General features: G+C 42.7%; 20 protein-coding genes, 1 tRNA gene and 1 pseudogene. 13 read left to right on the top strand and 9 right to left on the bottom strand.

Annotated features, from left to right (window positions below; translation table 11 throughout):
• Window positions 1-17: 17 nt before the first annotated feature.
• A complete protein-coding gene (locus tag I8748_RS18915; RefSeq protein ID WP_198126113.1) occupies window positions 18-722 on the bottom strand; it encodes a peptidoglycan-binding domain-containing protein in 705 nt (234 codons plus the stop codon).
• Window positions 723-966: 244 nt separating this feature from the next.
• On the opposite strand from I8748_RS18915, the gene I8748_RS18910 reads away from it, so the two are divergent.
• The 8 genes from I8748_RS18910 (at window position 967) to I8748_RS18875 (ending at window position 9,777) form a co-directional block, all read left to right on the top strand.
• Complete coding sequence (locus I8748_RS18910; RefSeq protein WP_198126112.1) at window positions 967-2,412, top strand: hypothetical protein; 1,446 nt, start codon at window positions 967-969, stop codon at window positions 2,410-2,412.
• A 370-nt stretch (window positions 2,413-2,782) separates the two neighbouring features.
• Window positions 2,783-3,244, top strand: coding sequence for a ribosome maturation factor RimP (gene rimP, locus I8748_RS18905; RefSeq protein ID WP_198126111.1), 462 nt, complete (start codon window positions 2,783-2,785; stop codon window positions 3,242-3,244).
• A 300-nt stretch (window positions 3,245-3,544) separates the two neighbouring features.
• Window positions 3,545-4,843: a transcription termination factor NusA gene (gene nusA / locus I8748_RS18900; RefSeq protein WP_198126110.1), complete on the top strand. Its 1,299-nt coding sequence runs from the start codon at window positions 3,545-3,547 to the stop codon at window positions 4,841-4,843.
• 149 nt (window positions 4,844-4,992) lie between these two features.
• Window positions 4,993-5,262 (top strand): YlxR family protein, encoded by a 270-nt coding sequence (locus tag I8748_RS18895; RefSeq protein ID WP_198126109.1) that lies wholly within the window; start codon window positions 4,993-4,995, stop codon window positions 5,260-5,262.
• Between the two features lie 132 nt (window positions 5,263-5,394).
• On the top strand, window positions 5,395-5,607 hold the full coding sequence (locus I8748_RS18890; protein ID WP_198126129.1) for a hypothetical protein: 213 nt from the start codon (window positions 5,395-5,397) through the stop codon (window positions 5,605-5,607).
• A 138-nt stretch (window positions 5,608-5,745) separates the two neighbouring features.
• Entirely contained in the window at window positions 5,746-8,865 is a 3,120-nt protein-coding gene (infB, locus tag I8748_RS18885) for a translation initiation factor IF-2 (RefSeq protein WP_198126108.1), read from the top strand.
• Window positions 8,866-8,961: 96 nt separating this feature from the next.
• Entirely contained in the window at window positions 8,962-9,573 is a 612-nt protein-coding gene (locus I8748_RS18880) for a low-complexity tail membrane protein (protein ID WP_198126107.1), read from the top strand.
• A gap of 6 nt (window positions 9,574-9,579) precedes the next feature.
• Window positions 9,580-9,777: a hypothetical protein gene (locus I8748_RS18875; RefSeq protein WP_198126106.1), complete on the top strand. Its 198-nt coding sequence runs from the start codon at window positions 9,580-9,582 to the stop codon at window positions 9,775-9,777.
• Here the strand turns inward: I8748_RS18875 and I8748_RS18870 are convergent.
• Window positions 9,774-10,328 (bottom strand): alpha/beta hydrolase, encoded by a 555-nt coding sequence (locus tag I8748_RS18870; protein ID WP_318781244.1) that lies wholly within the window; start codon window positions 10,326-10,328, stop codon window positions 9,774-9,776. The genes I8748_RS18875 and I8748_RS18870 overlap by 4 nt on opposite strands.
• A gap of 334 nt (window positions 10,329-10,662) precedes the next feature.
• Here I8748_RS18870 and I8748_RS18865 point away from each other — a divergent pair, with 334 nt between their 5' ends.
• Window positions 10,663-12,354, top strand: a complete 1,692-nt coding sequence (locus I8748_RS18865) for a DUF1565 domain-containing protein (protein WP_198126104.1) — start codon at window positions 10,663-10,665, stop codon at window positions 12,352-12,354.
• Window positions 12,355-12,710: 356 nt separating this feature from the next.
• Here the strand turns inward: I8748_RS18865 and I8748_RS18860 are convergent, their stop codons facing one another.
• Window positions 12,711-12,974, bottom strand: a complete 264-nt coding sequence (locus tag I8748_RS18860) for a DUF3493 domain-containing protein (RefSeq protein WP_198126103.1) — start codon at window positions 12,972-12,974, stop codon at window positions 12,711-12,713.
• Window positions 12,975-13,008: 34 nt separating this feature from the next.
• Here I8748_RS18860 and I8748_RS18855 point away from each other — a divergent pair.
• Window positions 13,009-13,080, top strand: a tRNA-Thr gene (locus I8748_RS18855).
• On the opposite strand, the gene I8748_RS18850 is transcribed toward I8748_RS18855, so the two are convergent.
• A complete protein-coding gene (locus I8748_RS18850; RefSeq protein ID WP_198126102.1) occupies window positions 13,062-13,232 on the bottom strand; it encodes a hypothetical protein in 171 nt (56 codons plus the stop codon). The two genes, I8748_RS18855 and I8748_RS18850, sit on opposite strands and share 19 nt — an antisense overlap.
• On the opposite strand from I8748_RS18850, the pseudogene I8748_RS18845 reads away from it, so the two are divergent.
• Window positions 13,216-13,416: pseudogene (locus I8748_RS18845) on the top strand (DUF2887 domain-containing protein); the annotation flags it as partial. The gene I8748_RS18850 and the pseudogene I8748_RS18845 overlap by 17 nt on opposite strands.
• A complete protein-coding gene (locus I8748_RS18840) occupies window positions 13,416-13,685 on the top strand; it encodes a DUF4351 domain-containing protein (RefSeq protein WP_198126100.1) in 270 nt (89 codons plus the stop codon). The pseudogene I8748_RS18845 and the gene I8748_RS18840, both read left to right, overlap by 1 nt.
• Window positions 13,686-13,854: 169 nt before the next feature.
• Here the strand turns inward: I8748_RS18840 and I8748_RS18835 are convergent, their stop codons facing one another.
• The 3 genes from I8748_RS18835 to I8748_RS18825 form a co-directional block, all read right to left on the bottom strand.
• Complete coding sequence (locus tag I8748_RS18835) at window positions 13,855-14,340, bottom strand: cupin domain-containing protein (protein ID WP_198126099.1); 486 nt, start codon at window positions 14,338-14,340, stop codon at window positions 13,855-13,857.
• Window positions 14,341-14,598: 258 nt separating this feature from the next.
• Window positions 14,599-17,190 carry a tetratricopeptide repeat protein gene (locus tag I8748_RS18830; protein WP_198126098.1) on the bottom strand — a complete coding sequence of 864 codons (2,592 nt, stop codon included), beginning with the start codon at window positions 17,188-17,190 and terminating at the stop codon, window positions 14,599-14,601.
• A gap of 427 nt (window positions 17,191-17,617) precedes the next feature.
• Window positions 17,618-18,091, bottom strand: a complete 474-nt coding sequence (locus I8748_RS18825; RefSeq protein ID WP_198126097.1) for a hypothetical protein — start codon at window positions 18,089-18,091, stop codon at window positions 17,618-17,620.
• A gap of 128 nt (window positions 18,092-18,219) precedes the next feature.
• On the opposite strand from I8748_RS18825, the gene I8748_RS18820 reads away from it, so the two are divergent.
• Window positions 18,220-18,807, top strand: coding sequence for an acyltransferase (locus tag I8748_RS18820; RefSeq protein ID WP_198126096.1), 588 nt, complete (start codon window positions 18,220-18,222; stop codon window positions 18,805-18,807).
• Window positions 18,808-18,864: 57 nt separating this feature from the next.
• On the opposite strand, the gene I8748_RS36080 is transcribed toward I8748_RS18820, so the two are convergent.
• Window positions 18,865-20,235, bottom strand: a complete 1,371-nt coding sequence (locus I8748_RS36080; RefSeq protein ID WP_198126095.1) for a Rid family detoxifying hydrolase — start codon at window positions 20,233-20,235, stop codon at window positions 18,865-18,867.
• Window positions 20,236-20,339: 104 nt separating this feature from the next.
• Window positions 20,340-20,777, bottom strand: a complete 438-nt coding sequence (locus tag I8748_RS18810; RefSeq protein WP_198126094.1) for an NUDIX domain-containing protein — start codon at window positions 20,775-20,777, stop codon at window positions 20,340-20,342.
• Window positions 20,778-20,790 lie beyond the last annotated feature (13 nt).

The raw sequence follows: 20,790 nt of genomic DNA, 5'->3' as shown, positions 1-20,790 counted from the left end.
ATTAACTTAGTGAATTCCTAAGGTGTAGGTGTAGAAGTTGGGGTAGTCGTCGGCGTTGGGGTAGCCGTCGGTGTAGCTGTTGACGTTGGTGTCGGCGCTGGTGTAGGCGTAGAAGTTGGTGTGACCGTCGGCGTTGGTGTTGAGGTAGGCGTTGGTGTAGCCGTTGACCTTGGTGTAGCTGTTGGGGTAGCTGTGGGAGTTGGTGAAGGACTAGATGTTGGTTGAGATGACGGCTGAGTACCAGGCTGGCTAATGGCTTTCTTGGCCTCCTCATTCAACTTCTGGCGCAGTGCTAAATTAGCAATTCCAGTTTGTTGCAAGTTATACTTTTTCTGAAACTCCTTCACAGCAGCTTCTGTACGAGGCCCATAAAAATGATCACGGGGTAGAGGAGGATTCGGTTTCAGCGTCGCATTCAAATTCGCTTGCAGAATTTGAACAATATTAGCGGCAAAATTTTGAGTTTTTGGCCCTGCTATGCCATCAACAGATAGCTTATATCCCTTCTGAAATTCACGTATTGCTTTTTTAGTCTCCTCATCTGTTAGAGGTGAATTTGTGACCTTAACGTTATAACCTAATCCTCTCAAGACAGCACGGAATTGCTGCGGCGAATAACTACGCTCAATAGCAGCAAAAGTTGTGTTTGAAATTACAAAACTAGCAGTTATCAAGCAGGAAGCAGCGATTGTCATGCTTGATTTTCCAAACCCACACCACATAGTTGAAAACTCCTTTGAATGGAATCAACAGGATATATAGTTTAACAGGTGCATTTTACGTTTCTTTAAACACTTTGTTTCAATTATTCATAATTTTTGATTAATTACATATCTGTTGACTAAATTTAACTACCATCAAAGTTGAGATTTTTGCCATCTGCCTACAGAAGTATCTTGACTTAAGCAGTGATAATGGGTTAAAAAAATTTAATTCTATATGCTTTTGTATAAAAAATAACTGATTATGGCTAACAAAAAATCTCTAAAATGGTATAACTTATACTTTGAAAGATTAATGGCATTGATCGCCATAGTAAATTTATCTTTAGTTTTGTTTAATTTAAGTTACGTACCCTGGCGCGATTTCTATTTGCGAAGAATACCCGAAATTGTTCAGATTTACGATCCAATAAAGGGGATTGAACCCAATAGAGAAACGGAAAATTATCTGAAAAAAGTCAAAGCATTAGAACAACAAGTGAGCCAAACAGGGTTAACCTCTCCAGAGGTTAAGACTCAGCTTGAGGAAATCAGTCGTCTTAGCAGAGATATGATCGATGGCAATCCCTTCGCCGCAGTAGGTAAGAGTGGGACTCTAGAAACAATTAAAAATCGAATGCGTAAGCAGACCAACCATGAATCTGCAAAAGTTGCCTTTGCTACTTTTTGGAGTCCGGCTTACTTATCTCAAAAAGGCTGGTTAAATGAAATTAATTTTTTCAACAAACAAATCGCACCTTTAATTGCCACCAACTACTACCGCAAAATTGGCGAAAATGGCGACTTTTATAATTTATTTTGGTTGATTGATTTACCTTTTGTGGGTTTATTTGCCATAGAGTTACTAGGACGTTGTTTTATTCTGCGGCGTCGCCATCCCAGTTTTAGCTGGTTAAATGCAATTTTGTGGCGTTGGTATGACCTATTTTTATTGCTACCATTTTGGCGATGGTTGCGAATCATACCTGTAGTAGTTCGCCTTGACCAAGCACAGCTATTAAATCTTCAACCCTTGCGGCGACAAATAAATCAAGTATTTGTAGCTAATTTTGCCGAAGAACTGACAGAAATTGTCGTGGTGAGAGTGATTAACCAAATGCAGGGTTCGATTCAGCGGGGTGACTTAACACGCTGGCTGTCACAACAACAAAACCTGCGTCCTTATGTAGATATTAATAATGTCAACGAATTGGAAGCGATCGCTGGTATCTTCCTGCAAACAGTAGTGTATCAAGTTTTACCTCAGATCAAACCAGAAATTGTCGCCCTTTTGCGTCACAATATCGCCACAGTTTTCGCTCAAGTCCCAGTCTACCGTAACCTTCATAATTTACCTGGCCTTGGAGAAGTACAGACTCAACTCAGTGAACAACTAGCAACCCAAATCACAACAAACCTATACAAAGCCATAGTTAACGCTATTGAAGATCCTGTAGGCGCAAAACTATCCAGTCAATTAGTGCAACACTTCAGCCAAGCCTTGGGAGCAGAAGTTCAGAAAAAACACGTACTCTCAGAAATTCAGAGTTTATTTTCAGACTTATTAGAAGAAATTAAGATTAATTACGTCCAACGTTTATCCCAAGAAGATATCGAGCAAATTGTCGAGCAAACAAGACAGGTAAGAACAAAAGCACCTATTCAGCCAGTAGTAGACAAAAATCCTGCTCTTCCAGAAACCAGGAAGTGATAGAGACGAGGGGGATGAGGGGGATGAGGGAGATGAAGGAGATGAGGGAGATGAGGGAATAACCACTGACCCTTACGGGTGACGCTCGCAAGCTCGCTACCGCTGTGCTAACGCCAGTTACTCATGGGGGACTCGGGGCCCCCACGACCGAAGGGAGTGGGGATTGGGGGCTTGGGGCCCCCTTTGGGGTTGGGGGAGGAACCCCCAAGACCGTACTGGCTCACAAATGACAACTGACTATTGACTCTTAAAGAAATGCGCTAAACTCGAATTAGAGGCGAACCATTATTAGGTTCGTTACAAGACTTCTTGGAAGATATCCTTATCGCAGGAAGTGGGTCGATGCCCACTTTTTTTATTGATTTCTCGCATGACTCATCCCTTAGTCCCACAAATTATAGATTTGGCGATACCAGTAGCAGAACAACTGGGCTTAGAAGTCGTTGGCATAGTTTTTCATACTAACCAACGTCCACCAGTATTGCGGGTAGATATCCGCAACCCCCAGCAGGATACTGGTTTAGATGATTGTGAGAAAATGAGCCGTGCTTTAGAAGCCTCCCTAGATGCGGCGGAGATTATTCCAGATGCTTATGTCTTGGAAGTGTCTAGTCCTGGTATTTCGCGGCAACTAGTAACTGACAGGGAATTTATTTCCTTTAAAGGATTCCCTGTAATTATCTCCACTTTCCCACCCCACGAAGGACAGCAAGAGTGGACTGGTCAGTTGATTCGCCGGGATGAGACAAAAGTTTATTTAAATCAAAAAGGACGTGTAGTTGAAATTCCCCGCACCTTGATTACTAGGGTGCAGCTAGATGAGCGGCGGTAAGAGTTAAGAGTTAGGAGTTAAGAGTTAGGAGTTAATAGTTAAGAGTTAACAGTTAAGAGTTAACAGTTAAGAGTTCATTGTGAAGTTTTGAGTCTTGGGTTTTAAAGTTAAAATTTAAAACTCCTAAACGGCAGTTGCGCGGCTGTCGGCAAAGCCGACGACAGTCGCCTCAAGTCGGGAAACCCGCCCAGGGCGCTGTCTCCCCAACGCACTGCCTCCTCCTAACTCCTAACTCCTAACTCCTAATTCCTAACTTTTAAATTTTGCTGAGCGCTGCCATAAAATTTAAGGAGAATGCTTATGTCAATGGTGACTTTACCAGGTTTAAAAGAATTAATTGAAAGTATAAGCCGTGATCGTAATTTACCTCGTTTAGCAGTTCAATCAGCTATTAGAGAAGCATTACTTAAAGGTTACGAAAGATATCGTCGCGCCCAAAATTTGGAGCGAAAACAGTTTGATGAAGATTACTTTGATAATTTTGAAGTAGAACTTGATATTGATGGAGAAGGTTTTCGTGTACTTTCCACCAAAACTATTGTCGAAGAAGTCAGCAACTCCGACCATCAGATTTCCTTAGATGAAGTACAACAAGTAGCTCCCGAAGCGCAGTTGGGAGACTCTGTGGTCTTGGATGTAACTCCAGATCAAGGAGAATTTGGCCGCATGGCCGCTATGCAAACCAAGCAAGTACTGGCGCAAAAACTTCGGGATCAACAACGCCAGATGGTGCAAGAAGAGTTCCAAGACTTGGAAGGTACTGTACTGCAAGCTAGAGTCCTGCGGTTTGAAAGACAATCAGTGATTTTGGCAGTTAGCAGTGGCTTTGGTCAACCAGAAGTTGAAGCTGAATTACCAAAGAGAGAACAGTTGCCCAACGATAATTATCGGGCAAATGCCACATTCAAGGTATATCTCAAAAAAGTTTCCCAAGGTCAGCAACGGGGGCCACAGTTGTTGGTATCCCGTGCAGATGCTGGATTGGTAGTTTATCTATTTGCTAACGAAGTACCAGAAATCGAAGATGAAGTAGTACGGATTGTGGCAGTAGCACGCGAAGCCAATCCTCCGTCTCGTTATGTTGGCCCCAGAACAAAAATTGCTGTAGATACCCTTGAGCGCGATGTCGATCCAGTTGGTGCTTGTATTGGTGCTAGGGGATCGCGAATACAAGTGGTAGTCAACGAATTACGCGGTGAAAAAATAGATGTGATTCGCTGGTCGCCAGACCCAGCAACCTATATTGCCAACGCCTTGAGTCCAGCACGGGTAGATGAAGTGCGTCTTATGGATCCTGAAACCCGACAAACTCACGTACTAGTAGCAGAAGACCAGCTGAGTTTAGCTATTGGTAAAGAAGGGCAAAATGTTCGTTTAGCAGCCAGACTCACTGGTTGGAAAATAGACATTAAAGATAAAGCCAAATATGATCATGCAGGAGAAGATGCCAAGTTCGCTGCTGCACGCGCCAAATATCAACTAGAACTAGAGGAAGATGAACTAGAGGAAGATGAAATTGAACTTGAGGAACTGGAGGATGAAGATGACAATCTTGAAGAATTAGAGGATGATTCTTTAGACACTATTGATGAAGACTAACTAATTAGCCTTGTTGAGTTCTGATACCATAAATACCAATACTAGTCTTAATGATTACTTAGAATAAAGCAACTTGGTATAAGTAAAAGCTGGCCTTGCCAACTTTAATTTTCATAACCAAAATGCTAACCTGAGGTCATAATAGACCAATGAAACCGAATTATCGGCGTTGTATTAGTTGCCGCAAAGTAAGCTTAAAAGAAGACTTTTGGCGGATTGTCCGCGTCTTTCCATCTGGAAATGTACAATTAGATCAGGGCATGGGGCGTTCAGCCTATATCTGTCCGCAACTGATTTGCCTACAAGCAGCTCAGAAAAAAAATCGACTAGGGCGATCGCTACATGCAACAGTGCCAGAAGCACTGTATCAAACATTGTGGCAACGTTTAGCCCCAAGCAATCCCCAAAATAAAATTTAAGTTGACACCTTTGTGGCGGTAATCCCCAGAGTATTTGTGCTAAAAGCCGAATAGTCTGGCTATAATTGCACCTTCTGCAATTGTCGGAGTTAGTGCCAAAATAGTAAATGGGTGTAGTTAGCAAACAGCTGTTTGACTAAAACAACGGCAAAGCAACACTCCCAACAAGTTTCACTCGATTGTGTTGTGGAAAACTCAGAATCAGCAAAACAAGAAACTACAGAATGGCAACCTGGTAGCGCTCAGGCGCAGATCGGCATCAAGGGTTTAGATAAGGATTTTTTATGTAAAAAATTTTTATGGCTGCCCGCTAACCATCATTCCTGGTGGAGATGCCAGCATTAAACCGAAACATCTCTCTTTCCTGATTGGAGGCACCGGCAAAATCTTAACGGCAACCTAAAAACAGTAATCAAAGGATGGAGATGTCGCACTCCCAGGCAGCCATCCGCTAAAAAACTGTAAATTAAAGGGGAAGAGTGGATGAACAACGGCAAAGTTAGAATCTACGAATTATCAAAGGAATTGAATTTGGATAACAAAGAGCTATTAGCAATTTGCGACCAGCTCAATATTGCGGTCAAAAGCCATAGCAGCACAATTTCAGAATCTGAGGCAGAACGTATCCGGACAGCTGCCGAAAAAGTGGCAGCTACAAATGTGATGCCTAAAAAAGAACAAGGTTCATCCAGTCAGAAACCAAATTCACCACAAACTGGCTCTCGCAACCGACCTGCCCTACCTCACAAACAACAAATTTTGGAAATTCGTAAACCCAAAATATTGAGAAATCCTACCTCCAACGCCCCAGAGGCGTCAGTTGCTAATAATCCAATGGCTGCTGCTTCTGAAGTTAATCCCCCTGCACCTCCACGACCCTTCGCTACACCTGTCTCACCCATGAAGCCGACGGCACCAACTCGACCTGTACCCCGGAATCAATCAGAGACCTCAGTTGAACCTGTTGTCAAAGAAGCAGAACAAACGCCTCCTCCACAGGTAAAGGAACAAATACCGGAAACAATAGCTGAGAAAAAACCGGAAAAAGTAGTTCCACCGAGACCAAAACCGGAAAAACCCACCAAACCACAACTGGTATCTCCTCCTGCAAGACCTGCGGCGGAGAAACCCGCTGTTGTGATTGAGCAGGGAAGTCCGGCAGAAAAACCAATTCTCAAACGCGATCGCAGCGACGGCCCCAAGCCCAAAGTAGCTAAGGCAACGTCAACAGAAACGCCACAAGCGCCAGTACCAAAACATGCTCGCTCCACTCCCTCCCCAGTCAAACCAGAGCAACGAGGTAATAGACCTCCTGGTGCAGCACCAACAGGAGATGGACAAAGACCCACTAGACCAGTAAGGTCATCGGAAGCTGTAGCAGCCATGCCGATTGCTACTCCCCCCAGAGCAATGCCAGGGGGGGCTGGAAAAACAGAGGTTGTAGATGAGGTAATCACACCTGATCTCCTAGACCTCAAACGCCCAACACCACCTCGCATAAACAAAGGTGGCAAAAAGTGGCAAGAAGAAGAAATTATTGACGAGGTAAAAGAAAAACCAGGCAAAGGAGCTGTAAAAGGCAAGCGAGTCAAGCCAATTCTAGATGACGATTTTGAAGATGAGGATCTTCTAGATGATGAAGATCTGGATACACCAGCAACCGTCCAAGTCAGCCTTTCCATCGCTCGTCCCCCCAAACCCAAGGCCACTAAACCTGCACAAACAGCAGCTACAGCTTTGGCAAGTGCGCCAACAGTTAAAGCAAAAAGAAGCAGTTCTAACCGGGATCAAAACCGCCGCCAAGAAGTAGATACCAAGCGTGAGCGACCAGAAAAAGTCGTGATCACAGGGCCAATGACAGTGCAAGAACTGGCTGATATATTGGCAGTTGCTGATACAGAGATTGTGAAAATCCTGTTCATCAAAGGTATGGCGGTGAGTATCACCCAAAATTTAGATATCCCCACAATTACTTTGGTAGCCAAAGAGCTAGAAGTAGAAGTGGAAACGGCTGAACCAGAAGCAGAAGCCCGTAAAGTCACTGAGATGATTGACGTGGCAGACCTAGAAAATCTCCATCGCCGTCCGCCAGTAGTGACAATTATGGGTCACGTAGACCACGGTAAAACTACACTGCTCGACTCAATTCGCAAAACCAAAGTTGCCGCTGGAGAAGCTGGTGGTATTACCCAGCACATTGGTGCATACCATGTGGATATCGAACATGAGGGTAACAAGCAGCAGATCGTCTTTTTGGATACCCCCGGTCACGAAGCATTCACAGCCATGCGGGCACGGGGAGCTAGGGTGACAGACATTGCCGTTTTGGTAGTAGCTGCTGATGATGGCGTTCGTCCTCAAACCGTTGAAGCCATTAGCCATGCTCAAGCTGCCGAAGTGCCAATTGTAGTAGCAATCAACAAGATTGACAAAGAAGGGGCACAGCCAGAGCGTGTCAAACAAGAACTCACCCAATATGGCTTGACGCCAGAAGAGTGGGGTGGTGAAACAATCATGGTTCCTGTGAGCGCAATCAAGGGTGAAAATCTCGATACGCTCCTAGAAATGATCCTGCTGGTAGCAGAAGTAGAAGAACTCAATGCCAACCCAGACCGGACTGCTAAAGGAACTGTCATTGAAGCACATCTGGATAAGGCAAAAGGAGCAGTTGCAACTCTGTTGATCCAAAACGGCACCCTGCATGTAGGAGACATGTTGGTAGCAGGCTCGGCATTTGGTAAAGTCCGGGCAATGGTAGATGACAGAGGCAGAAGAGTAGACATTGCTAGTCCCTCCTTCGCTGTTGAGGTGTTGGGTTTAAGTGATGTCCCAGCCGCAGGCGATGATTTCGAGGTCTTCGAGAACGAAAAAGAAGCACGATCGCTAGCAAGCGATCGCGCCGACAAACAACGCCTATCCCGCCTCTTACAAGGACGTGTTACCCTGACAACCCTCTCGGCTCAAGCACAAGAAGGCGAGTTGAAAGAACTCAACTTGATCTTAAAAGGAGACGTGCAAGGTTCAGTGGAAGCCATTGTGGGAGCGCTCAAGCAAATTCCGCAAAACGAAGTCCAAATTCGGATGTTGTTGGCTACTGCTGGGGAAATCACCGAGACAGATATCGACTTAGCCGCCGCCAGTAACGCTGTAATCATCGGCTTCAACACAACTTATGCCAGTGGAGCCAGACAAGCAGCCGATGAAGCAGGTGTGGATGTCCGGGAATACAACATCATTTACAAACTCTTAGAAGATATCCAAGGAGCCTTGGAAGGTCTCTTAGAGCCAGAATTGGTAGAAGAACCCTTGGGCCAAACCGAAGTGCGTGCCGTCTTCCCAGTTGGTCGTGGCGCCGTTGCTGGTTGCTACGTTCTATCAGGCAAGCTCATCCGCAACTGCAAACTGCGGGTGCGTCGTGGCGGTAAGGTGATCTATGAAGGCGTTCTTGACTCCCTCAAACGGATGAAAGAAGATGCCCGCGAAGTCAATGCCGGTTACGAATGCGGTATTGGCGTTGATAAATTCCATGATTGGGCTGAAGGTGACATCATCGAAGCCTACCAGATGGTCACAAAGCGTCGTACTCTCACACTGACAAAATAGTGCTGAGGTTAAAATGGTTAGGAGTTTAGAGTTACTAAGTTAGGAGTCAAAAAACTCATAACTCCTAACTCATAACTCCTAACTCATAACTTTGATATGCGCTCATTTCGCTCAGAACCTATCTTGTGGATTCACGTCGCTGGTTTGGCGACACTCCCAATCCTGCTAACAATGTGTTTATTGTTTTTGTCCGTAGGCAAGCCAGTTTTACCAGTGTGGATGGAACTTTGCCTAGTAGGAAGCGTTGGGATTTTACCTTTATTGTGGATGCAGTTGCGTCGCCCTTTTTACATCTTTGCTATCTTAGGAGTAGCTGTTAAGCCAGAAAACCTGACTGAGCAGCAACGTAAAATCCTTTGTTTAACTAATACAAAGTTAAATCATGTATTGTCCTTTTTGGTAGCAATATTAGCGATTGGCATACTGTGGCAGCTTTATCAAATTTCTCCACAGGTGATAAAATTGGCTAGTTTTCTACCCCAATGGCGCAGCTTAGGTTTAGTACTAGCTGCTTTGACCTTTTTAGCAAGCAATCTATTTTTACAAATTCCCGTGAGCGCAGCACGAATTTTAGTGACTAATGACACAGAATTCGCTGCCCTAGAACCATTATCTTTAGAAAAGATTAAGCAGGATTTTACGATATTCGGGGTGCGGGTTAATCAGATCTTGCCCCAGCGGACTGTAAAAGTTGAAACTGAGGAATGAGAAACCATGGCTAAAATTAGAGCTGCTAGCGATCGCCAATTTTCTCGTGATACTGAAATATGGAATAATCTCAAAGAAGCGATCGCTGCTAGTTCAGGTTTCCAGCGCTGGCAGTTAGAAAGTATTGGTCAATTACGAGAATTGCGTCTTGAACAACAAGTACAGCGTTATTTGCGAGAAACTTTAGAAACTTTAGCTTATTAAGAACCAATTATCTCTGGCAGGCTTGCTTGCAAGCGGCGGAGTTGACTATAGGCAGTTTCTAAACGGTCTGCTTCAATTTCAACTTCTGCCGCTGGATAATTTTGAATAATTTCTAACAGTGTTATTTGCTGATCTTGACTTGCAGAAGCGACGAAAGCAGAGCGTAAGGCTTGCCGATCTCCTTGGCGAGAGCGTGTGTGCATAACTTGACTTAATTCGTCTAATGTGCTGTCGCCAATCTCACTCTTAAAAACTTTATCTAAAGCTACAGGGCTGATTTGAATTGGTGTCGTCAGATACTCACGAATAATCTCAGGGTCTTGTTGGGCTAAAAGTATTGTGACTTTTAGTAGAGTTGAGAGTTTGCCAGTTCGGGCAAAAGTAGATAACTCTTCTACTGTAATAGGTTCACGTAAGACATTATACTTTAGTATAACTCGTTCAGCTGCCAACGCAGGAGTGCCCAAGAGTAAAAAACAAGCACTAGCAACTGAAACTAAGGCTCGACGTAGCGGCAACAAGTGGAAACGCATTTGCCCTAAATTTTGCAAAGGTCTTTTCTTAAGATATCCACCACAATGAATTAGAGCATCTGACTTGAGGTATCTACCTTTGGAAGGGTAGGGGCATAGGTGCAGGGGTGCAGATGATTTTTAAATAATTTCTTTTATTCGCTGATATCGCCTACATCAATGACGCTGGCTCTACGCGCCATATTTAGTAAAATTTTGCAAACAGAACAAAATTATTTATGTATTTTCTTACGAAACATAGCTGATCATACGCTGGACATCGAGTATAGTTTTGCATGGGTTTTACAGCAACACAGCTGTTATATTGAACTCTGTTTAAACAACTGTTATTCAGCACATCACAGACACGAAAATGAAATACCGGGGTTTTCACAGTTCCTCAGCAAAAAATTTTCGCTCTTTTTCCAGTATTTATATTGGTTCTAAGTTATGCTTACAAGCCGGGCTATCGGCTTTGTTATTTATTTCTGCTGGGTCGTCTACACTAATGCTTGGAGAGGCAAATGCTGGGATCGTCTCACCATCTGCCCCAACTTTAAAGGCGCAAGTTCCTACAACTGCAACAGTTATTTACGTGAACTCAGCAACTGGTGCAGATACTGCTGGGGCTGGTGCAACAGCCCCAGCACCTTACAAAACTATTACCGCCGCCCTCAATCAAGCTCAAGCAGGTACGGTTATTCAACTGGCTGCTGGTACTTATAACGCGGAAACAGGAGAAAAATTTCCAATCTTCCTCAAACCAGGCGTGACTTTACAGGGTGATGAAACCAGCAAAGGTCAGGCAATCTTGATTACAGGCAGTGGTTACTACACCAGTAAGACATTTGCTAGACAGGAGATTACTATCCTTGCTGATAGAGATACAACTGTCACAGGTGTAACTGTCTCCAACCCGGCTCAGCGTGGTACTGCTGTGTGGGTGGAATCATCTAATCCCACTATCAAAAACAGTACTTTTACCGCTAGTGGTAGAGAAGGTGTTTTTGTCACGGGTACGGGAAATCCCAAAATTGAGAATAATATCTTTGTGCAAAACAAGGGCAACGGCATTTCAATAGCTAAATCTGCCCAAGGAGAAGTTCGTAACAACCTATTTCAGGATACAGGTTTTGGTCTAGCGATCGGTGGCACATCCACACCTCTAGTGGCAGAAAACCAAATTCTCCAAAACAAAGTCGGTATTTATATCTCAGAATCTGCTAAGCCTGTACTGCGTAAAAATGTTATTCAGAACAATACCCAGGATGGTATTGTGGCAACTGTCAATGCTCTGCCTGACCTCGGTACTAATCAAGATCCAGGCAACAATCTGATCCGTAGTAACACTCGTTATGATTTGAATAACGGTACTAAAACCAATAGGATTGTTGCTATTGGCAATGATATCGATCAGAAAAAGATTTTTGGTCAAGTAGATTTTGTCGCTGCGACTGTTGAAACGCCGCCTGGTGGGCCTGTTGCCTTTAAAGATGTGCCTACAGGTTACTGGGCAAAAAGTTACATCGAGGCTTTAGCTTCCCAGAATATTATTGCTGGCTTTCCTGATGGTACTTTTAAACCCAATGAACCTGTAACCCGTGCCCAATTCGCCACTATTATTACTAAAGCTTTAACACCACCAGCCAAACGCTCAGCAATTGAGTTTAAAGATGTGAAGAGCAATTTTTGGGCTTACGCTGCAATTCAATCTGCCTACCAAAGTCAATTTGTCTCTGGTTATCCCGATGGTAGCTTTAAACCACAGCAGCAAATTCCCAGAGTGCAGGCTTTAGTGGCTTTAGCTAACGGTCTGGGTTTAACCGCAAATAGCGAGAGTGTGATTAATTTTTACACTGATGCTGCTCAGATTCCTAATTATGCGATCGCTTCCATAGCTGCCGCAACAGCACGACAACTAGTGATCAACTATCCCACAGTTAAGCAACTTAATCCTAATCGCGAAGCGACTAGAGCCGAAGTTGCTGCTTTTGTTTACCAGGCGTTAGTTAATGCTGGACGTGCCCAACCAATTCCCTCTACCTATTTGGTAACAGTTCAATAAATGCTTTGTAGCTAGATTAAAAGCGCCAAGATTAACAAATTGCTAGTCTTGGCGCTTTTAGATTTGTGAGTTTTTTTAACTCTAGGGTCTTTATATATAAGTGACCCCATCTAAATGCGTGTATTTATATTCAGGGTCTTTATACTGGCTGACCCCGTTTGAACAATTATCAGTGTCTCAGAAATTTTTGCATTTTCAAATTTCATAATGTTTTCTTTATGTTTTCTCTCTTTATGTTTGGGAATTTGTAAATTAGTTAATTTTTTTGAAGAAGATAAATATATATAAAGGTTTGTTAAAGATTTAGTAAGATAAAACATCTTTCCGAAGTTATAAGTAATTGTACTTGTTTATGGTCATTTTTGGCGGCCTTGTTCCCAGCGCCAGAGAAAGACCATTAGAGCCACAATTCCTATTTGCAGAGCTAAGTTAGGTAAAGCGTTTTCTATATCTCTTCCCGCAAGAACTTGGAAAAAGAAGACAAAAGTGCCTATCAAACCAGAAGCGCCGCAACCTAAATAAATAAATTGTCGCAAGCCACGATAGGGACTTGCCATTTCTGCTTTCAGGCGGGCATATTGTTCAGGATTAAGACGATTTTTAGGATTTTGTTCTACCATAGGATTAATTGTGCTATAATTTTTTTCCGTATGTGCCGATGTGGCTCAGTGGTAGAGCACTCGATTCGTAATCGAGCGGTCGCGGGTTCAAATCCCGCCATCGGCTTTAAGAAAAGTGAAAGCGATCGCGTTTGTTTTCAAGAGATTGCTGTATTTCAGCAAGATTAATGAGAGCGATCGCAGCTTTGGATACTTTAAGTCAAAATAACATAAACCAACAGGCATATTCATCTTGACGAGCATGAAGACAGATTCCATTTTTTACCGCCTGTTTCAAACCTTCCCTGGAATCTTATTTGAATTGATTGGTCGTCAACCTTCTGAAGCCAGCGCCTATCAATTCTCATCAGTAGAATTGAAACAAACTGCTTTCCGCATTGACGGCCTATTTCTACCGACTGTTAATCAACCTGAGTACCCTATTGTTTTTTTGGAAGTTCAATGTTTACCCGTGATGACCTCAAAAAAACTAGATATTATCAAGAACTCAAACAAGAAGTAATTGAAGATATCACAAAGGAAGTGAAGCAAGAAGAAGCTTTAGCTTTGATTTTGCGTCAACTTCCTCGGCGTATTGGAACAGTAAAGCCGGAATTGATAGGGCGTATTCAACAGTTAGAAACTTCTCAACTAGAGAATTTGGCTGAGGCGCTTTTAGATTTTGAGAGTGAATCAGATTTAGTCAATTGGCTGAACAAAAGTACAGATTAATTGATGACTGATGACTAAATAATTACTAATTCGTAATTCGTAATTAAATAGGTACAGAGCATTCTTGTTCATCAATGGAGAGAGGCTTTAAATTCCCCTTCTTGTGTCGGTAAGGGTGTTAAATTTTTGATGCCTTTGATGTTTCGCATAATACTTTTCAAACATCCTCTTATAAAATAAATTTGACTGCATACTTCGTTGTAGCAATTTCAATGGCTTTTTCGAGGTCGGCGGGATTGGGAGGAGTCAAAAGACTGCTTTTTTCTTCTTCAGTTAATGGTAGGTTGACTGGCTGCCCAACTTCAGCAAAAAATAGCTCTGGGCCTGATGGTGTAGCCCAAACTAAGATTTTAGCAGGCTTGGAACCGATGTTTTTAAAACCGTGGTTGTCACCTTTAGGAAACTGGAGGTACATTCCTGATGTGGCGATGATTGTCTGGTCTTCAAGCTGGTACTCAATCTCACCCTCAATAATATAGTGCGCTTCATCGGCTTGGTAATGATTGTGCGGTGGTACAACGCTTTGCGGTTGCATTACCATTTCCACTAGTCCATAGGTTCCGCCTGTATCTTTACCAGTAGCTAGAAAGGTGTAGAAGTCACCCAGCAGCAAATATGTGGAACCTTTACCTGGCTGAACTACTTTAGCTGTCATTGTGATTCTCCTGATGTGATTTGTGAAACTGTTTTTATTTTTTAATAGATGTACTTTAAATCAATTGATACTTTTTTAAGTAGTTTTGAAATAAGTATTATTAATAACAAAAAAGACTTATAAATGAAAGCGATCGCCAGACTATGTTTATTGAAGTATGTATATAATTGAGAAGGTAGTCAAGGGACAATTTTAATTGAACTCAGCAGGTGAGATCGCACAATAGCTAGACAAAAAATCCTACAAGTTCAGGAATATTCAGGTGAGGTAAGACTGCAATAACTTTTGCATAGATGTAGCCTGCACATGGTTAGGAAACACAGTTAAAAAGTCATTCAAGTCTTGGATTGCTATTTGGATTGCTATACGGATATCTAAGGAAGCACTTTCAGATAAGATATGCCGATATAACTGCTCTGCTGGTTGATGATATTGAGCAGCCAAATAGTAAAGAGCTAAGTTAAAAATATTACGCCAGTTTTGAGGATCTTTTTGGTAATGCTCTTTAGCAAGCTTGATAGCAAGCGCCAAGTCAGGCCATGCTTTATCTAGTTGATTAAGGGCTAAGTAAGTTAAAGCACGCCCGTACAAATACCAATCATCTTGGTAAGTTCGGTTCAGTACAATGGCGGTGTCTAAATCTTGCGGTGCTTCATGGTAGCGCTGCATTCGCTGGTAAGTAAAACCCCTAAATCCCGTGGCTGGTTTCCATTGGAAATTGACATCAAGTTCAATGGCACGGTTAAAGTCTTGTAGTGCCTCATTATAGCGTTGCATACAGCGGTAAGTATCAGCTCGACTAGCGATCGCCCATACAGAATTAGGGTCAAGTTGAATGGCGCGGTTGAAGTCTTGCAGTGATTCTGGGTAACGCTGCATAAAGCGGTAAATGACACCTCGGTGTGCCAGCGCCCATTGGTCATTAGGGTCAAGTTGAATGGCGTGGTTTAAGTCTTGCAGTGCTTCTTGAAAGCGTTTCATTAAGCGGTAAGCAATACCGCGATTAGCGATCGCCCATTGATAATTTGGGTTAAGCTCAATAACACGGTTAAAGTCTAGCAGTGCTTCTTGGTAGCGCTGCATTTGGCAGTAAGTCATACCTCGAACTGTTAAATATTCGACTTCTTCAGGTACTAACTTTATTGCCTCGGTTAAATCTTCTAAAGCTTTTGAGTATTGATTAGATTGAGAGTAAATATAACTGCGCCAATCTAAGGCTACTGCACGCCACTTGGCTTCAAGACTAGTATCGCTCAACAGTGTTGTCAGCATTTGGGCCGCAGCTTCATAACGTTTATCTTCATAGGCTTTTAACCAATTGGCTAGTTGCTCACCCCAACGCTGAACTTCACGAGAATCCACATCTTTACCAGCCTGAAGCATTGTTTGCGCCCAAAATTGGGCAAAAATCCGTTGATTTTTGAGAGCAGCAAGGAATTCATTGAGAGCTACAGGTAAGTACTTTTGTGGTGATTGGCATAAGCGGTGATACAAAACGTTGAGCTTATGGCTTTGCCAAGTTTTATCCCGCCAAGCTTTGACTTCCTCTAATTGCAGTTGGTTTCCTAGCGTGTCGTAATAGTCTGCTAACTGGCGATGAATGTCAGCCCAACCTTGTGGCGATGAAAGGCGCTTGTGGCGTAACATTTGGGTTTTCACAACATCATGATAGGCCCAGCCGTCGGTACGTTCGTTGACAAAAGATGTTTCTTTGAGCCAAGTAAATAACTCATCAGCTTCTTGTTCTCCTCTTAATTTGGCTATAACATCTCGATTCAAAGAGCGAGGAATAGCAGCATCAAGAGCAACTTGTCGCCGCTTGGGATCATCAACCCATTTTAAAAATCTTTCTACAGCACTACTGCTAGGCTCAAATACTTGGTTTGGGTCATTGGGATGAGCATCCGCTAGCATTCCCACCAGCAGAGGCAAATTTCCAGCAAGGCGTAATATCACTTCCACAACCTGACTGTTAGTAATTGCTTTACGAGCTAGATATAGTTGGGCTTCTTCATCTGTAAATGGTTCTAAAGGAAAACGAACTATTAATCCTTCGTAGGGTGCCCAATAGTTTTTATCTAATTCTTGCCGACCGGCAATGGTTATCAATATATTGAGAGATACCGCACCGTAGCGACTCTGTAGAATTTCCTGTAGCCAGTTATCTAGAAATTCTCCAGTGCGTTCATAAGTATCAAAAAACAAACCAACAGTAGTCTTCTCAGCAATTTTAGAAATATCTTGCAAAAATAGAGGAGTCAACACCTCCACAGGTTCTTGAACTAAGCGAACCTCATTTTTATTGGTTAATTTTTTTGCTACATAAGATGCCCATTCTCCAGCTTGCATAGCCACAGCATCTTCGTCTAAAAAATCAAATACAACACCACCAACGGGAACTTGACGCGCCAAACGTACGCCAGTTTTAGCAACAGTTTTGCCAACAAAAGCCGAAAACCCTTGAGGAGCATCGGGATCGGTTTCTAATTCCTGCCGTTTTTGACAGTAAACTTTGTAGCGTTCAGTAAACTGCGGCAGTTTGTGACCTTGCTGTTCCAACTCCTCAGCTAGACGACCCATAACTTCGGGCACACTTTTTTCCGCTTCATCAATGTAAGCTGTGACAATTTTTGCTTCTTCAGCAATTTTGCGAAATTGCCGTAACAGCGTACTTTTACCAACTCCGCCTTGACCCCAAACATTAAACAAAAAACGACGGCGATCGTCTTCTAAGGGCAATTCTAAATTTTGGCGGAATTGGTTTACCTGATCTTCACGACCCACAAAACTTGATTGCTGGCGCTGCTTAAGAATATCTTGTAGACTCTTGGGCTTGTTTTGTGGGTTCATTACAAAGTTTAATCTTGAAGTACTAATCCTTACAGAATAACTACTAACTACGCGCGCTGTGTTTCGGAATTTATTCCAATTATTTTTAAGTATTTTTTCGCATATAACCTTGATTTTAGAAGTATTTGCCTCAGAACTCGGAACGACTAGCTCAGAACTCGAAACGACTAGCTCAGAACTCGAAACGACTAGCTCAGAACTTGGAACGACTAGCTCAGAACTCGGAATGTCGAGCATAGAATTCGGAACACCGAGATCAAAACTCGGAACACCGAGATCAAAACTCGGAATACCGAGATTAGAACTCGAAACACCGAGATCAGAACTCCAAAGTGTAAGCTTCTGAACTCGGAACGTCAAGTTTTAGACTCAAACATCCAAGCTCAGAAGCTCAAAATTTTAACTTCTACAGTTGTGCAGAATTTTTCTACACTTTCGATGCTTGTGATTGCGCTTTTCGAGGTTTACGAGCAAACCTGCGCCCCATATCATCAACCATAGATTCTAAACCTGTGCCTTTACCGCTGGCTTTGGCATAATTGTAAACCATTAACCCTGCTGCAAATGCTTCACTACCTACTGCTAAATAGGTATCATCTACCAGTTCTTGTAGTTGCGTTAGAGATAGTAACACAGGATACAAAGCCTCAAATAGCTCAATATCCCGTCGCATTTCGTCCACATCAAACGACCGGGGTAAAAAGTCAGGGTTTTGCGTTGCTACCTCCAAGGCTTTGCTGACAAATGCTCGACTCTTGTCACCCATTTTGGGTAAAGTTCTACGCTCTTCTGTTGTTAAATCAATTAAAAACGGTAATTTATCTTTTATAGTAGCGATCGCATCCATCACTGCTTGCCGATTCGCTGGGGTGAGGCTAGCACTGATCTGATTTTCTGCCATTTTTAATACTCCTTTAGAATACTTAAACTTAGTATTCCCAAAGTTAGGGGTGTGATGTCTTCGACAAGCCACTTCGTGTCTACGCTAACCTCAAATCAAATACTAAATAATAATTTTTGAGAGAATCTATGCAAAAAATTAAGAATAAAATTACCAATAAGTTAGAGCGAATATTAGTATCTCTGATTCCTTATATCATCAGGTGGGATGAATATTTGCAAGGCAAAATTAGGGAATACAAGCATCAAGAATTGAAACAAAAATTAAAATTTGTAGGTTTGCGTGTCCGGTTTAAACAAGATCTTCGGATTGATCATCCTCAAAATGTTTCTCTTGGCAATAAAGTCTACATCGGCCCAAATGTTTTATTAGATGGTCGAGGTGGGATCACAATTGGCGACAATACAACAATTGGATTCAACGTTGTAATTCTCTCGGCAAATCATGATTATCAAAGTAATGCTCTACCCTATGAACATGCTGTTTATATTCATAAACCCGTTACCATTGGTTGCAATGTTTGGATTGGGTCAAATGTGTTAATTATTCCGGGTGTTGTGATTGGAGACGGAGCAATTATTGCAGCCGGGACAGTTGTCACAACTAATGTTGAGCCGTTAGCAATTGTTGGGGGTCAACCTTATAGAGTTATTAAATATAGAGATAAAGAACATTATGAAAGGCTAGCTGGTGAGCAATCTAGCCCTAGCGACTAGAAGTCGCCGCTATACAAACGAAGTCCGCCTACGCGGACTAAGTAAAATAAGTTCTTTCTAACTGTTAATGACTGCTATGCAATCAATCTCTACTAAGACATCTTTTGGTAAGCGCGAGACTTGAACACATGCACGCGCTGGGGCTGTAGCTTCAGGAAAATATTTAGCATAAACCGCATTCATAGCGGCGAAATCATTCATGTCTGCTAGAAATACAGTGGTTTTGACCACATTTTCAAACGTTGCGCCAGCTGCTGTCAGGATAGCTTCTATATGAGCCAACACTTGCTCAGTTTGCTTTGCTACATCATCAGTGTAAAGGACATCACCGAGTCGGGGATCAATGGGAATTTGTCCAGCCACGAATAATAATTGACCAGAAGCCGCGATCGCTTGATTATATGGCCCCACTGGAGCCGGTGCTTGATCAGTACGAATAACTCGACGAGTCATAGATATTACTTTCTCCAACGATGCTGACTGCTTACCGATTTGTTCAACAGAAGCGATCGGTTTGTACAGTTCTCCATCTGGCATTATCGCACCAGTTAGGTCTGCATCTTCAAAGCTTGCCCCATAGATATTTGCTCCAGTTAAATCTGCCTTTCTCAGATTTGCACCGTTTAGATTTGCCTCCATTAAATTTGCTTGTTGGAGATCCGCTTTCTCTAAATTTGCTCCTTGTAAACAAGCTTTTTTCAAATTCACGCCTGTCAGGTTCGCTGCACACAGATCAGCCTCAGCCAGATTTATATTTGATAAATTATTTTGAGATAGATTAACACGCTGCATTTTAGCTAGTCGGCAATTGGCATTTTGGAGTATCACTCCAGATAAATCTGCTTGGCTCAAATCACATCCAACCAAATCAGATCCACTTAAATTAGCACTCTTTAAATTTGCTCTTACAAAGTTTGCTGCACTTAAAGAAGTTTGAGTTAGATTTGCAGAAGTTAATTCAGCCCCACTCAGGTCAATATTCTCAAGGTTAGCTTTACTTAAATTAGCACTACTTAAGTTTGCTCCACTCAGATTGGCATTATTGAGATTGGCATTACTCAAGTTACCACTATTTAAGTTTGCTCCACTCAGATTGGCATTATTGAGATTGGCATTACTCAAGTTGGCGTTACGCATGTTTGCTTTACTAAAGTCAGCGCCATTCACATCTGCCCAAGTTAAAATTAAACCAGAGCTATCCTGTAACCCATTTAAATTTGCGCCTGCCAGAGATGCCCTAGTGAGGTTTGTGCTTTGAAGAAACGCCTTACTCAGGTTAGCCTCATTCAACTCTGCTCCCGTTAAATCTGAACTTCTTAAGTCTATACCAATAAGATTTGCCGCTTTGAGATTTACTGCTCTAAGATTCTGGTTCTGAAAATTTCGTTCTTCAGCGGCGTACTTCTTCAAAAGTTCCTCAGCATCCATAATGCACCATTAAATACCATTGACCCAGTATAATCACAAAAACTCTGTGTCACAGATATTCTCCTCTTCTCTTCCCTCTGCGTCCTCTGCGTCTTGGCGGTTCGTTACTCCCAACCCAACCTCGGACGTATCCCATAATACCGATATCGCCAATAATCCCGCAGAATGCGATCGTGGTCAAAACATAAATTACCAGGCACCTGCCAAGACTCAAAAATACCTACACCCTTGGCATCATCCCCTGCCTTTGGTTCTCCCGTAGCTGTAGCCAAGAATACAATACTAATAGTGTGCTGACGCAGGTCACGACAGGGATCAGAATATACCAAGAACTGTTCAATTAACTCCACCTTTAAACCCGTTTCTTCCTCAGCTTCCCGGCGTGCTGCGACTTCTACTGGTTCTCCATAATCTACAAAACCACCGGGAATTGCCCAACCCAAAGGTGGATTATACCTCTCAATTAACACTATTGGTCGATGTGGGCGATCCACTAACTCAATGATGATATCAACCGTCGGTGCAGGATTTCGGTAAGTCATGGTTATTGGTCAA

Origin of the sequence: Amazonocrinis nigriterrae CENA67, assembly GCF_016056305.1 — a bacterium.
In the GTDB taxonomy this organism is placed as follows: domain Bacteria; phylum Cyanobacteriota; class Cyanobacteriia; order Cyanobacteriales; family Nostocaceae; genus Amazonocrinis; species Amazonocrinis nigriterrae.
This window is presented reverse-complemented; position numbering and strand designations above follow the sequence as displayed.

What these genes read in the sequence shown, in the direction of transcription:
- I8748_RS18915 (WP_198126113.1), bottom strand. Translation starts at nt 722, where the DNA reads ATGTGGTGTGGGTTTGGAAAATCAAGCATGACAATCGCTGCTTCCTGC.
- I8748_RS18910 (WP_198126112.1), top strand. Translation starts at nt 967, where the DNA reads ATGGCTAACAAAAAATCTCTAAAATGGTATAACTTATACTTTGAAAGA.
- rimP (WP_198126111.1), top strand. Translation starts at nt 2,783, where the DNA reads ATGACTCATCCCTTAGTCCCACAAATTATAGATTTGGCGATACCAGTA.
- nusA (WP_198126110.1), top strand. Translation starts at nt 3,545, where the DNA reads ATGTCAATGGTGACTTTACCAGGTTTAAAAGAATTAATTGAAAGTATA.
- I8748_RS18895 (WP_198126109.1), top strand. Translation starts at nt 4,993, where the DNA reads ATGAAACCGAATTATCGGCGTTGTATTAGTTGCCGCAAAGTAAGCTTA.
- infB (WP_198126108.1), top strand. Translation starts at nt 5,746, where the DNA reads ATGAACAACGGCAAAGTTAGAATCTACGAATTATCAAAGGAATTGAAT.
- I8748_RS18880 (WP_198126107.1), top strand. Translation starts at nt 8,962, where the DNA reads ATGCGCTCATTTCGCTCAGAACCTATCTTGTGGATTCACGTCGCTGGT.
- I8748_RS18875 (WP_198126106.1), top strand. Translation starts at nt 9,580, where the DNA reads ATGGCTAAAATTAGAGCTGCTAGCGATCGCCAATTTTCTCGTGATACT.
- I8748_RS18865 (WP_198126104.1), top strand. Translation starts at nt 10,663, where the DNA reads ATGAAATACCGGGGTTTTCACAGTTCCTCAGCAAAAAATTTTCGCTCT.
- I8748_RS18860 (WP_198126103.1), bottom strand. Translation starts at nt 12,974, where the DNA reads ATGGTAGAACAAAATCCTAAAAATCGTCTTAATCCTGAACAATATGCC.
- I8748_RS18850 (WP_198126102.1), bottom strand. Translation starts at nt 13,232, where the DNA reads ATGGAATCTGTCTTCATGCTCGTCAAGATGAATATGCCTGTTGGTTTA.
- I8748_RS18840 (WP_198126100.1), top strand. Translation starts at nt 13,416, where the DNA reads ATGTTTACCCGTGATGACCTCAAAAAAACTAGATATTATCAAGAACTC.
- I8748_RS18835 (WP_198126099.1), bottom strand. Translation starts at nt 14,340, where the DNA reads ATGACAGCTAAAGTAGTTCAGCCAGGTAAAGGTTCCACATATTTGCTG.
- I8748_RS18830 (WP_198126098.1), bottom strand. Translation starts at nt 17,190, where the DNA reads ATGAACCCACAAAACAAGCCCAAGAGTCTACAAGATATTCTTAAGCAG.
- I8748_RS18825 (WP_198126097.1), bottom strand. Translation starts at nt 18,091, where the DNA reads ATGGCAGAAAATCAGATCAGTGCTAGCCTCACCCCAGCGAATCGGCAA.
- I8748_RS18820 (WP_198126096.1), top strand. Translation starts at nt 18,220, where the DNA reads ATGCAAAAAATTAAGAATAAAATTACCAATAAGTTAGAGCGAATATTA.
- I8748_RS36080 (WP_198126095.1), bottom strand. Translation starts at nt 20,235, where the DNA reads ATGGATGCTGAGGAACTTTTGAAGAAGTACGCCGCTGAAGAACGAAAT.
- I8748_RS18810 (WP_198126094.1), bottom strand. Translation starts at nt 20,777, where the DNA reads ATGACTTACCGAAATCCTGCACCGACGGTTGATATCATCATTGAGTTA.